The sequence below is a fragment of the Legionella geestiana genome (assembly GCF_004571195.1).
Taxonomy (GTDB): Bacteria; Pseudomonadota; Gammaproteobacteria; order Legionellales; family Legionellaceae; genus Legionella_B; species Legionella_B geestiana.
Map to the genome: position 1 here is coordinate 2,502,835 of NZ_CP038271.1, position 13,464 is coordinate 2,516,298.

A 13,464-nucleotide genomic window follows, 5' to 3' on the forward strand; every position below is an offset into this window, starting at 1 on the left:
CGGGTTACGGGGTGAAGACAAACCTTTTGGTGGAGTAAAGCGTCATGCATTTCCCCTTGATGAAAGTCAAAGAATATCAAGATGTTCGCTGATGAGAGTGTTGGTTTTGTCTTTATCAAATGTCGGGCAATAGCGAGGATATGTTCGGTCTAACCCGTATGACCATTTTTCCATCAGCGCATGATCGTATTCCACCATGTCTTCAATGAGATAACCGGGATAACACCTTTCAGTGTGCAAACCGACTCCTCCATCATAGAGGAGCTTCGAAGGCAGCCTGACGGCAATGTGCCAGCATTCATCGCGTTCGGGCGTCATGATAAATACGATATGCGCCTTTTCGGCAAAACGGGCATTCCAGGCGTTCATGAACAGTATGGCAAAGACCCCACAAGGTCCGTAGTTGATTCGCGGAGTGTTTTCATGAAAGCCAAATTCGGCATTGATGGCATGACTGAGTTTGGTCAGTATGGTGGCAGTCGCAATTGCCTTGGGAGACTGCGTCAGCGTGAGGATAAATGCCGCCCGTTCTTCAATTGGCAGCTTTGGCACAGTCACGGTGATATATCCGCACGCCGCATACCCCTCCTTGACCGCGTGCCATGTTTCAATGGCCTCGTCCCTGCTTTGTTTACGTTCCTCGTCATGACAGTAGATTTCAGGCCATGGCGGGAAAACAAATGCCAGGGGATGATAGCGAAATTGCATGATGGCCTGCTCAACAGCAGACGGTACGCCGCCGCAGAAGCGTTTGCTGTAGCTGTATAAATCGGGGATCCCACGGTCAAAGAAAACAGCACTTACAGTGAGCAGATTTTCCCGATAGTCTTTAAGGGATTGTCGCAACATCAGTTCGACATAAGTCATCCTGTCGCCGTCATGAGTTGCATTACCGCCTGTTTTGCGTTGTTGCCGAATAATATTGCGAGCTGCCTCGGGGACAGTGTGGTAACCGCTTTGGCGAAGTTTTTCAATAACGGTGGTTTTCCCGGCACCCGGCCCTCCGGTAAACAGGAAGTAGTTCGGTTTTTCCCATGTTTCATCCATTTTTTGATTCCAGTAACAGGACAGGGGGGTTAACCTTGTTTGTCCAGAACACACACGATATCGTCCGGGTATTGGTCTATGATAAATCGCAGTTTTTCTTTATCCAATTCCAGTGAAAATTCGAAACTTGATCTGGAACTGAAGGTGGTATGCCCTGAAGATTCGTTCGTCATGTTGTAAAATGAAAAATCGATGCTGTTTCCGCCTGTCCAGAATGCGGAACTTAAGGAATGCTCCACCCCATTTTCGGAACTGACAACGTTTGAAACCACGTGATTATTTGGGAACTTTAAGGTTAAATTATCATCATCTGTATGGCCATCTTCAGAGAATGTTACGGAAATATATTTATCAGTTTGAGTAATCTTAAGAGCCATTCTTTGAATTGGTGCATCGCATGCGCCAGCCCACAGCCCTGAAAAATCGGACATGTTTTTGGCATTTTTTACAAAATATTTATGTTTTGAGCTCATGAGATGATCATGAACAAGCCCTTTGGAAAAAATGGGCATGCTTACCAAGAGACAAGAAGCGAAAGCTATCGCTTTTTTATTCATGATTACTTCCTTTTTGTAATTTTTTGTTTTCTGTCAATTCTCAATACATCAGGCAATAAGCTGTATCTCGCCTTGTGGCGATTCTGGCAGGAAAGCATTAGTGTAGCAAGCGTAAATGTCAAAATTGACGTGCACGTCAAAATCATTATCGGGATTTTAATCAAACCTGCTTAATCTGGCTCGTCCCCAAAGAAAAACTGATTCACAGGGGGCACCCCGCAGGATTTTTTTCCATCGTCCTGCAGGATGCATGGTGGTTTGCAGCAATCCTGAAAAGGGGATTGCATGAATATAGCGGGTTAGTACGGCCTTGGATTTTCTCTATCTTTTTCCGGGGTACTTATGCCTTTGTTTGAAGTGTTTTGAGTCGTACCCGATTGCGCATTCAAAGGAGATTCCGTATTGACAGGACGCTGACCCGAAATAACAGAACCCTCGGGCGAACTTTTAGTACCTGGCATCAGTGAACTCATCTTGCCGTGGCTCGTAAGAGTATCCTCTGCGCGTTTGCTGTCGATAAGTCGACCTGCAGTAACGCCAATTACGCCACCAACGACAGCAACGGCTGTGATAATTCCAATTACACCCGCCAAACCCAAGCCTGCCGGGGGGAAAATGGTCAACAGTCCCACTGCAAGCAGCGCGGGGCCGGCAATTCCTGACAAGCCTCCCGCCAGTGTAAAAGCATTGTTCCGCACGAATGACGGCGTTGGCCCGGAAATGGTTTCCGGTTTGATTGCACTTTGCAGACCCGTCTGTACATGCTGTTGAGATGCGTAATGTTGAAGTATCTCGTTAATAACTTCAGACTGCTGTTCGGAGTCTTGTGGCAAGTATACAACCCTGTATGCTGTACCCGCATGCTGGTCGTCAATCTGTGAGTCCTGTAGTCCCCGTCCTTGAAGCTGCGCCATTAAACCATCTCGGTATATATGCCGTCCAATCACAAGCGCCATAGTACTTCGGTTTTGCATATTGATGGCTGGCATGACCCGGATAAAGCCTTTTCCAAAAGTCTCGTCTAATCTGGCTTGCGCTTCGTGGTATGGATTTCCTTGTGGACACATCGCAAGGCGAAATCGTCTGAGTTCGTTTTGTTGCAGCTGTGGCATGCTGCCCGCAGTATCTTCGCTTATAACAAGTTCTCCTGCCGGGATTGGGTTCCCGGTACGAACATCCAAATGCGCAAGAAGTGGCATTTCACATTGACCTGCTTCATTCCCGTAATATGCCGCGTCAATGGCGCAAGCACCCTGGATTTGTCCGTTCCTGAAAATACTCGGAGCCGCACTGGTTACAATCGTTAGTTCATGAGAATTTGGTTGCAGCGCGTTACAATTGAAATCGCCAACAACCGCAGCACCGCTATCAGCCTCATGTGCTTCAGAAATAAAGCTTCGAATCATGCTCTCATGATTTGTCGGAATATCACTATAGTCTGCATGTACATTGCAGATTTTAATACGGCGCGGTGCATCTTCTTCTGTGCTCCGAGTTACAAAGGAGACAGCATGCGCTCCAAGCTGGTTGTATTGTCTTGGTAATGAGGCTGGCGGACGATGGCCCTGGGGGAGGGGAGTGCCTTGCTCGTCAAAATCAAACTTTTCCTGATTGTATAAGGTAATATTACCGGCCGTGTCAATGATACTTCCATTGTATGTCGCCGCCGCATATGGAGTACCTGCAAGACGACCCGCAATTGCTGCCCACAGGCCATCGGGCAAAATGCCTAAAGAGCCATCATCTGCCGGGAGATATGCGCGAATTTCCTGCAGGGTAAAAAAATCAGGCCGTTGTGTCTGCAGCATTCGAGAAATGGCGTCTGCGATTCTTTCATAGCGTGCTGAGCGTTGTTCCGGTGATTCTCCATACGAGCTTTGTCCAAGCGGCGCAACACCGTTATATGAGTCTCCCTCCATGACGTTCCAGGATACTATCGAAAGAGGCATACCACGAACGTTACCCGTGAAGAGAACCGGGACATGATCAGAGTAAAACTGGTTGTAATCATTTTGCGCCATCTCAATAGATGGCAGCCCAGGATGCCATGGCTGGCATTGGGGCTCGTTTGTTGATGTAATAGTACTGCTACTTGCGGCCATAATTTTATCTCCAGGTTTTCTGCGATGTACGCGTCTATAGTGCGACCACATCTTCTGTTACAGATGATAAGCTGCAAAAATTAACAAAGTGTTAACTGTTTGCGGCGCGATTCCGTGGCGTCTTTTCAATGGCACAGAAAAATCACGAAAGCCACAAGCTCCTTTTTAAATCAATTTCAACTTCCTCGTGAAAGCCTCTGGTGAACTGGATGTCTTCATCTTTGAAATCACGTCAGCAATTAGTGTCTTCATCAAGCCATTTTTGGGTTTGTTTTTTCCATTCGGCGTAGCACGCATTACCGCAAAAATAGCGGACATAATCTTCACCTTCAAATGAATTAGCGGCAGATTTTGGAACCAGTTTGAGGCAGGTATAACAGCTTTCTGTTTCGCAGTTTTCCTGGAGATTGAATTTTTCAAATGAAGTTAATACGGCCAGGTTTTTTCTATCTTCTTTCTCGTGGGCTTTGAGCGGTTCTTTACAGTGCCCTAAAGCCAGGCCACCAATAATGGTATGTTCTTCAGGGATTGCAATTTGCTCTTTGGTAGAAGCTTCATCAAGGGTAACCCAGCAGCAACCAATATCAAGAGCGACTGCCGCCAGCCACATGTTCTGCATGGCGGCTGCAGCGCTGTAGAGGTGCTGATTATGTTGTTTTAACCACTTATCAATACCAACCCCTGTATCAACGGTCACGATAATTAACAGTCGGGCTTGAGAAAGAAATGAAGCATGCTGAGCTTTTTGGGATAATGTTTTGAGGGTATCTTTGTTTCGAATAAGCGTGAAATGCCAGGGTTGTGAATTTAACGGGCTCGGTGCGCATTGACCGGCCTGCAGTATTTTTTCAATCGCTTCCTCACCCAGCGGCTTATCAGAAAATTGACGTACCGCCTGTCTTCGTTTTAGTGCTTCAAATAGTTCCATAAATAAGCATCCAGTGTTTTCGATATTAATCAGAGACTGTTCAGATTTGACGTGTAATACAATGAATTTGCATTTGCTTACTCAGGGCGTGTCCTCATTCCATGATGTGGCTGCAAATGCGGCGTTTTGGTGCCATTGTGCGCTTAAGTTCGTTAAATAGAGCCCGCTATTCGCCTCACTAAAGCACACAATGCCCCTCAAACCGCCACATTTTCGCTTCACATCATGGAACGAGGACACGCCCTTTAGTATAGCTCAGCGCTCAGACCGTATTACATGCCCACCGGATTTTTTCAACCGGGACCAAATAGCCCGAATTGGTAGAATTGCTTCGTTGTCTGAACAGATTGATCTTTATAGCATCTCAATAGGTCAATGAATCCAAATTGTTATCACCTTCAAGGTCCCAATGGGGTAAAAGTCGCAACACAAAAAATCCGGCAAGTGCTTCAGGAAAAACAACCAAAGTATGTCATACGCGCGGATATCAAATCCTTTTACAAATCGATTTCACATCACCGATTGATACAGGATATCAATCAGATATATGACGACTCGAAAGTCCGGAGTATGCTTGAAAATATCATCACCAACCTCAACCCCATTGAAACACCACGAGGCTACAAAAAACCCGATAATGGAATTGCATTGCGGGGCCCGTTATCGCAGTTCTTCAGTGGCATATTTTTAAAACCGCTTGATGATGTGTTTGATGCGATGGACGTGAGCTATTTTCGTTATCAGGACGATATTTTGATTTTGTGCAATACAAAACGGCAGATTACTCGTTGCAAGCAAAGAATGATAAATGTTTTAAAAGAGAGAGGCTTGCGCTTGTCCAGAAAAAAACGCGAACTGCGTAATATTAAACCTTATTGGGGGGGGGGAAGACAACTGAGCCTGCGCCAAACCGCATTGTTCCACACCCGAGAACCTTGCGAAAGGCACGCGAACAAGTTAAGCAAATGGTGATAGATGGGATCTCTTCCCGAAGAATCAGCGCTTATTTGCATCGTTGGACCGTGTGGTGGATGAGAACATCGGAAACCTGGGGATATCAGGGGTTGCTTGAGTGGTTTTTAATGGCCTGTTGGGAGCCAAATCCTGCGGCAATTTATGCCACAGGATTGCTCGCCCGGGCTAGGAAATTACGCAAGTCGGAGCCCACGAAGCATCATCCAGTTTTTGAATTGGGGCCATTTGAATTGGGTCCTGAAGTCGCTGCCTAAGCGAAATCAAGTCTGCTGTTCTCACTTCACATAAGGCGGTGACTGCCGCCAAATCAAGAGTGAAGCCCCCAACGCCGCTGGTCGAGGCGACTGCGTGGGGCAACTCTCCTCGGAATATGGCACAATCAGTACCCAGCCCCCGGGTGCCGCGGTCCCAATTCAGCCATGAGCGAGTAACCCAATTATAAAACCTTAAAGACCGTGGCAAGACATTGTCGGTAAAACCTGGCACCGAAGCAAATTTGCGGGTCGGATGGCAATATTCGTGGCGAACATGTGCCGGCAAATCCCGCTGTGCCCCGCCCACGATGTTACACCAATGCGCCCTTCTATGCGGCCAATCCCAGGCCTCAAAATTATCAACATAGGTTTGAAGCGCCGTAATGAGCGGCTGAAAACTAAAGTGCTCTTTTTGCGCTTCAGCTTGCTCTAACAAGCCTTTTCTTATCTCCTCACCTTGTTCGTTTTGAGGAAGACAATCCAGCATCATAGTGTACATCTGGTTATCCATTGCCCACACGGCATATTGAAAAACCGATTTGTCTTTGAATATTTCTTTAGTCCATGGGTCTGTGAAATTGGTTTTTCTCAAAAGTAATTGGGGGTATTGTTTTAAAATTCGTTCCGCTTTGTGTTGCTCGCCACTTAAAACGACAGTCAATAATATTGGGAACAGACGATCACTTAGGGTATAGCTATCATGAAATAATCGACAGGTTAGAACAAATTGACTTCGTGTTTGCTCATTAGGTAATAGACCTGCGATTTTATGGAGAATTTCTGCGGGGAGTTGATCGATAGTTTGCTTCAAATCCTCTTCTGTTGCAGACATGATTTGATTCCGAAAATATTTTTGGTCTTTTGTTGTACACTCAATGGCGGGGCAAGGCAAATTATTTGATATTTTTTTATCATTAAGACGAAAATATATAACGTAGGATTTTCGCAACACATGACATAACCCAGGTCTGTCTGAAATAAACAGAGCGTCGTGAATATTTTACTCAAAATGATATGCAGGAAGTCAATTAAAATTTAAGCGAACGATGGGTTGAAAGATAAAAGCCGCTTTTTTAGGCCTCGCTTCAACGATGACGTGCAACTTTAACTCTCTCATCAGGTTTCATATTCTGGTTTTAAGCCCGGATGGCTATCACTTCGAAGGCGTTCATAATCCCTGTGTATTTCAGCATGTAATCAGTAGCAGGCTGTAAGGATTTTCTCATGCCGCTCAGCGTCAGCCACATCATTGTGAACTCGTGATTCAGCAGGTGCTTCAAGGCATGGACTGGGATATCGAGGCCAGAAAGAGGATTTTACCGTATTTTTTACGGTAATTTTTGAGGAAAAACCCGGCTATAGTGCGCATATTATCACTTTCAAGAAATGTTAAGAGGAACACGTTGTAATGAAAACCCTGGCTAGTGTTGCGGCGGGTGAGAAGCTCAGTCATCGTGGTGATTTGAGGATTGCTGGTAATGTCGGCAGCTCTGCAAGCATTGAGGTTGCAGAAGGCATGCTCATCATTGAGGGCAACGTAGGTGAGGGTGCCAGAATAACGGTTACATTGTCAGAAACATTAAGACATTCATTTTCCACAACGGGCGTAATGCATTCAGGCGCGGCTGGCAGCACGGAGCCACGCGTTCGAGGGGGTATACAGGGTATGCGTTCTGTGGGTGGAAAATTGGTTTTTATCGGACCTAAAATACGCTCCTCTCTCAAACTGGATGGCTGGCATATCGGAGATGTTACTGTGGATAATCGTATTTCCACAGATGGAGCGCTTAAATGCATCTCGCCAGAAAAGTTTTTGATTACAGCCGCTTCTTCCGTTTTAAAGAGTTCTTCAAGAGGCGTTGCCACTGCTTCGTCTGCCTCTTCCTCCTCACCTGAACCCGCGATGGTTACAGCAAAGATTGATGGAAAAATTTACACTGGCGCCAACATATGGATTAATGGCTCAATGGTGTCTACAAAAGGCATGCCGACTCCCGGGGATATATCTTCTGCCAGACCTTCAGAAGCAAAGCCGCAATCGCTTCCCAAACTTCAGATTCATGGGGGCATCGAAAATCAAGTGAGTATTTTTTCCGATGCTGCCATTGAAGTCAATGCAATCGGGGAGGGGTGCTCCATAGTCAGCATCTGTCAGGGTATTACAGCAACAACTGTAGGAAAAGCCACAAGATTGAGTGCCGATGGAGCGATTACCGTCACTGTTGTAGAAAAAAATTGCACGTTAACAAGCCATAAAGAAGGCGTACAGTTTGACAGACTGGCAAACCTGGTAATCGTGCATGCCAGAAATGCAATTGAGTGTGGTGATGTTGGTGATAATTGTGTGCTCACCAGTCATGAATACGGTTTGACGGCTGGAAACCTCGGCAGCGGGGTGGAGGTCTATGTCAAAGGTGCCATTAAAGTGAGGGATGTTGGTGCTGGTTCGCATTTTGAAAGTGAAGAATACGGGTTATCGGCTGGTAACGTAGCGGATAATGTCGTAATACTCGTGAGAGGCGAGATAAACATCGCCCGTGCTGGCAGTAGGTGTAATATATTGTCTACGGAGTATGGCATAAGTATCGATGGTGATGCAGGCGAGCATAACCATCTCGTTTGCCGAGATGCGATTTTGGTCGGCAATCTCGGTGATAACAGCCTCTTACGAAATGAGCATGGCAAAATCGAGGTGAGGGGCAGGACAGGAAAGCGCTGCATTATTGAGGCGCATGATGCGGTTCGTTTGAATGATGTTGATGATGAGACAAAAATCGTGTCGGCGCATGATGCAGTGACAGCCTCGAAATTAGGACATCGCGTTACCATAAGAGCGATATCCGATATTGAAGTCAGCAGTTTTTCTCAGTCGCCAGATACCTGTGTGTTGATAAGTGAGTGCGGAAAGGTAAGAAGACCAGCATCAGAAGATATCCTCGCTCCAGACGTCCCAAAAGGATGCGTTTCGAGCGCGAGGCAGTCGTCATTATCATTTTTTGGTTCATCTGCAGCCGCATCGTCAAGCTCAACGGCTTCGCCATCCTTAAGCATGGAACCTCCTGAATCTCTTTGTTGTCCAATTACTCATGAGCTTATGAATGACCCGGTTATTTGTAGTCTGGATTTCAGGACTTACGACCGTGAGCTTGTAACCAGGTGGTTGAAGAAACATCGGAGAACACCGTTTAACGTTGACATGAAGCCAGAGCAACAAGTGGATGACATTCTTTTTCCAAACCTGGCCATCAAAGCGATTATTGATGCGTATAAAGCCTTCCTGGCAAACCCAGATGCTGCGAGTTTTTATTCATGTTCCTGACAATTTGCTAGAATACACATACAAAGGTGCAGCTATCTTGCCTTGAAGCAAGGATTGAGTAACGCAGACATTCAGGTAATTTAATCGTGTGCAATAAGGAAAGGGAATTCTTTTGAACTATAAAATTACCGGCATCCGCAAGGAAGAAATGCCTCTGGTCATTGAGTGGGCGAAACGGGAAGGATGGAACCCGGGGCTTAATGATGCAAACTGTTTTTATCAGGCCGACCGCAATGGATTTTTTGCCGGCAGGCTGGATGAGAAGATTATAGCTGTCGGTTCGGCGGTCGTTTATGACGACACCTTTGCCTTTTGTGGCCTGTACATTGTTGATGCGCCATACCGAGGGCAGGGCTATGGCCTGCCGTTGACGATGGCGCGCCTCGCGTATGCCGGAGAGCGCAACGTTGGTCTTGATGGCGTTATCTCCATGCTTACGACCTATGCCAAACTCGGTTATCAGATTGCTTATAATAATTCGCGCTGGTGTGGAAAACATTTTCCTGAATTATGTGCAGCGAATCCACACATCGTTCCATTATCCCTGACCGATTTTGCGCTACTCAATGAGTATGACCGTCTTCACTTTCCAGCAAGGCGGGACGCTTTTTTAACACACTGGATTAACCAGCCAGGCGGAACAAGCCTTGGCTATGTATCAGAAGGTAAATTGCAAGGTTATGGTGTGTTAAGACCCTGCTATGAAGGCTTTAAAATCGGGCCACTTTTTGCAGATACGCCAGACATTGCAGACGCGCTTTTTCTTCATTTGGCAGCCTGCGCGAGGGGGCAGACAGTCGCCCTTGATTTGCCCGAAATCAATCCGCATGCGCTGGCGATGTCAAAGCGTTATCACATGGAAAAAGTATTTACCACGGCGCGGATGTATCTGAAATATGTTCCAGAGGTGCGTATGAACGGCATTTATGGAATTACATCGTTCGAATTGGGGTGACCTGAAAAAGCTATTATGGTTAACCGACATCGATAATACTGGCAGATAACCCGTTAATGATTGCCTGCCAGTCTTACTCATCCTTATCAAATTTCCTTGAGTATAAAGGTATTTGGCGAAAAGGTTGAGCTCTCTACCGAAAATTGCAGTTTACCACCTTCTCCTTCACACATTAACCTGTTGGCATATCCCGATTTTTGTGGTGTGCCATCAGCGTTCATTGGCCAAAAATTACTGTAAATCCACCAGTTATTATTCGCGCCACTATGTCCCTGGCCAATCACAACGTTATCGCATACGTATTGGTCAACGTCATCATACACATACAATTTGCCAATAAAAGCAAAATTCAGTTCTTCAGGCGCACGGGCAAGGCTGCCGCCGGCAACTGTCGCGCACACAGTTTCTTCGTTATCCCCGTTCATAATGGTTTTTTGTTGTACTTTTATATGCTTTAAAAAAACATGGATACGCTCTCGAAGCTCTACCAACGGCCAATTACAGGCTAAGTTGTCCTTATTATGAGCATATGGTATATTTGCGTTTATTTTTGAGCAGACTGCAGCATAAATAAGGAATTCTCTATGTATGAATTTAACAAGCGGGCATATTTTGATACGCTGGCTGAAGCCAAAATGGCCTTGCTGGCAAAGGCCGCAGACGCGCCTTTTGCAGAAGCCGAAAAAGAGTCTCTTATCGAGGCACTCAAAATAGCTCTGGAACAGCATGATGACAAGGAAAAATTGCTGGCAACCATCCAGGAGACTCAGAATGCCGCTCTCCTGCAATGGATGCAGCCTACTATGGACATTGTTAAGCACTCCGTTTTTGGCATATTGCCATTTGAGCGAATTAATGAACATCCGCTTATAGGTGGATATGAAACATTCATCAGTGCAAATCTCTTTTTAAATCCTACCGACAGGATGGTTGAAGTCCGCAATAAGGTCAGTGCAGTTTTGCTGGCAACGCTTGAATATTATCAGGCTCATCAGTTCAGGATGGGGGGTGGCGATAACGCTAATTATGAGTCGCGATTCCATAAATTCGCATTTTGTGTGATTTTCGAACTTAGCAAATCGACCTATCCAGGTCTATTTGTATTGGCTGATGTCAATAATGGCCTGCCGGAGTTTGAAAAAATTTCTCCTGAGGCTGAATCTTTAAGCCCGAATCAAGTCAATTATATCATCAACTTAACCATTAACCGGTTAAAATCACCGGATACGAGACATTATGAAGTTATGGCAATTCATATTCTCTTTGCCCACTGCCTTCTAAAAAAGGTGCCGATGATAGTGCATGACGATACTGTTCATGAAAGCGACAATCCTGTATTTATCAAAATACTTCAGGAATATAATCACGATAACCCTCCTGTAGACATGGCTGGATTTTTTAATCTTTTGCGCGTACCTGGTGACAGTGGTGATAAATGCCGAAGCTTTGTCAGTGATGCCATGATGTATAAAAAAGATTTTTACTGGTTTGAGCCAGAACGTGGCAGGGGAAAACCGGAACCGGATACAAAGACCATAACGACTACTTTAGGTGTTATGCGCAGTAAGAATGTAGCAATGCGGGTGCACTTGCCGCAACTGGAGTTTCATCCTGCCTGGGTGGACTGGACACAATGCCCGGTTTTGTATTCCACTTCAGAATTTGTAGCAGCTTTTATGCGGCATGAAACCCCGTTTATATCGAGCTATTCAGGGACTGTTTCATTGGGGTTTAACCTTATGATAGCGACCAATGCGCTAAAAACCCTTGACGAACAACAAATTTACTTTACCAGTTTGGCCGGATACATCGCAGGAAGCGGATTTCACAGCCTGCATGAAATAATTGCACCCACTGCTTTTTTAACGCATTTATTTTCGCAAGAAGTTTATCCCATTGATAAAATGACATCCATTCAGGAGTATAAAGCGCCGCACTATTACAATTATTTTCATCACATGATGAGGATTGACCCCCAGTTTGCAGCGCTGCGCTCAGATGCGTGGGAAAGGTATCTTAACTGGTATCGCGCGGTTTATATTCCCAACGCTAAAAATACGTCCTTGGAAGAAATAATCAACACACTCATTGCACCTTGTTTGAGCAATAATGACCCCGAAAAAATTTCACATTTGCGCGCGTTTTTTGCTCTTCCACTGGAGCCGGAATTTTTTGCAACCTTTGATCGGTTGGTGGCAAAAATTTATTATCGTCATACATTCAAACTACTTCCGTTATTTCAGGCTTTTTATGAAGAGCAAAATCCTGCCAGAGCGTCCTCATCTTCTGCCGCCTCGTCCTCGGTATCCCATGGCCGCGATAATTTACCGGCAATAACGGGCTACCAGCGTGCGCTTGAATTGATCAATAGACATTTGATGATTGATGCAAAACTTAATAGTCTTTTTAATACGTATAAACACTTTCGTTTTGTATATGTGGAGGGGAATATACACCTGTTATCTCAGGTTTACACAGGCCGTTATTGTTCCTCCAGCATCCCGTTGCATCAACAATCTGTAAAAATTATGGAAGCCATGCAAACGGCAGGAATCTCTCAGAGTGTCATCGATGAGATAATTAACAGGGTTGAAAAATTAGATGAAAATGCAATTCTGACAATTACAGAAAAATGCATTGTAGAACCTTTTATCGAAAGTCTTTTGGCGAAGGATTTTTCCGAAGCGTATCGTTTTGACTGGGAGGATTTTGTTGAAGAAATAACCAGTTCCGATTCAATTGAAGTGTTAAAGAATGACGATGACAGGCAACACCTCATATATCTTGATGAAAATACTGATACCGTACATAAAATAAAGACGTTAAAAATGAATGTATGTAAAGAATTGCAAGTAGCTGCCAAAGAGGAAAATCTCTTTTATCGCATAAATAAAAGGACGCTTACAGTGAAAGCCAGCATGCATTATATCGAAATTATCATGCCCTTCCTGGGGGAGCCTTTAAGTGAGTTAACGGAATTGCATGGAACAGAGCAGTGGCAGGTCATTAAACAGCAGGCCATTAAGCTGGTGGAGTCTTTGCATCAATTGAGATATGTGCATGGCGATATTAGCCTCGATAACTTTGTGCTTGGCAAAGATGGTAAACTGTTTTTAATTGATTTTGAGACTGCAAGAAAAATAAAACCCTCAAATACAGAAGCAGTCAGGCTTAAGTTGTTTTCAATGGATTTAAGAAAACATGGTGTCAACCCGGAACACTATACCCCAGCTGCCGAGTTACACATGGTGAATGAGGTATTTAAAGAGGTGTGCAACGAGCCTTGTATGTCTGACAACAGTGCGGACTGCAGCTTTAATCCCTGAT

General features: G+C 45.1%; 10 protein-coding genes. 4 read left to right on the top strand and 6 right to left on the bottom strand.

Features of this window, described 5'->3' with window-relative positions:
• Positions 1-66: 66 nt before the first annotated feature.
• The 4 genes from E4T54_RS11185 to E4T54_RS11200 all read right to left on the bottom strand — a co-directional run bounded on the left by E4T54_RS11185 (position 67) and on the right by E4T54_RS11200 (position 4,634).
• Positions 67-1,047, bottom strand: coding sequence for an AAA family ATPase (locus tag E4T54_RS11185; protein ID WP_028386486.1), 981 nt, complete (start codon positions 1,045-1,047; stop codon positions 67-69).
• 29 nt (positions 1,048-1,076) lie between these two features.
• Positions 1,077-1,604 carry a hypothetical protein gene (locus E4T54_RS11190; protein WP_131793727.1) on the bottom strand — a complete coding sequence of 176 codons (528 nt, stop codon included), beginning with the start codon at positions 1,602-1,604 and terminating at the stop codon, positions 1,077-1,079.
• 299 nt (positions 1,605-1,903) lie between these two features.
• Complete coding sequence (locus tag E4T54_RS11195) at positions 1,904-3,523, bottom strand: hypothetical protein (RefSeq protein ID WP_028386489.1); 1,620 nt, start codon at positions 3,521-3,523, stop codon at positions 1,904-1,906.
• Positions 3,524-3,938: 415 nt separating this feature from the next.
• Positions 3,939-4,634 carry a DUF3330 domain-containing protein gene (locus E4T54_RS11200; protein ID WP_028386490.1) on the bottom strand — a complete coding sequence of 232 codons (696 nt, stop codon included), beginning with the start codon at positions 4,632-4,634 and terminating at the stop codon, positions 3,939-3,941.
• 375 nt (positions 4,635-5,009) lie between these two features.
• On the opposite strand from E4T54_RS11200, the gene E4T54_RS11205 reads away from it, so the two are divergent.
• On the top strand, positions 5,010-5,606 hold the full coding sequence (locus E4T54_RS11205) for a reverse transcriptase domain-containing protein (protein WP_051550910.1): 597 nt from the start codon (positions 5,010-5,012) through the stop codon (positions 5,604-5,606).
• Positions 5,607-5,774: 168 nt separating this feature from the next.
• On the opposite strand, the gene E4T54_RS11215 is transcribed toward E4T54_RS11205, so the two are convergent.
• The gene (locus tag E4T54_RS11215; protein ID WP_051550911.1) at positions 5,775-6,695 is read right to left on the bottom strand and encodes an F-box protein; all 921 of its coding nucleotides are present in this window, start codon (positions 6,693-6,695) and stop codon (positions 5,775-5,777) included.
• A gap of 576 nt (positions 6,696-7,271) precedes the next feature.
• Between E4T54_RS11215 and E4T54_RS11220 the strand changes: the two genes are divergently transcribed.
• Positions 7,272-9,182 carry a U-box domain-containing protein gene (locus tag E4T54_RS11220; RefSeq protein WP_028386491.1) on the top strand — a complete coding sequence of 637 codons (1,911 nt, stop codon included), beginning with the start codon at positions 7,272-7,274 and terminating at the stop codon, positions 9,180-9,182.
• 106 nt (positions 9,183-9,288) lie between these two features.
• Positions 9,289-10,137: a GNAT family N-acetyltransferase gene (locus E4T54_RS11225; protein ID WP_028386492.1), complete on the top strand. Its 849-nt coding sequence runs from the start codon at positions 9,289-9,291 to the stop codon at positions 10,135-10,137.
• An 86-nt stretch (positions 10,138-10,223) separates the two neighbouring features.
• Here the strand turns inward: E4T54_RS11225 and E4T54_RS11230 are convergent, their stop codons facing one another.
• The gene (locus E4T54_RS11230) at positions 10,224-10,562 is read right to left on the bottom strand and encodes a hypothetical protein (RefSeq protein WP_028386493.1); all 339 of its coding nucleotides are present in this window, start codon (positions 10,560-10,562) and stop codon (positions 10,224-10,226) included.
• Positions 10,563-10,721: 159 nt separating this feature from the next.
• Here E4T54_RS11230 and E4T54_RS11235 point away from each other — a divergent pair, with 159 nt between their 5' ends.
• Positions 10,722-13,463 (top strand): RIO1 family regulatory kinase/ATPase domain-containing protein, encoded by a 2,742-nt coding sequence (locus tag E4T54_RS11235; protein ID WP_028386494.1) that lies wholly within the window; start codon positions 10,722-10,724, stop codon positions 13,461-13,463.
• Position 13,464 lies beyond the last annotated feature (1 nt).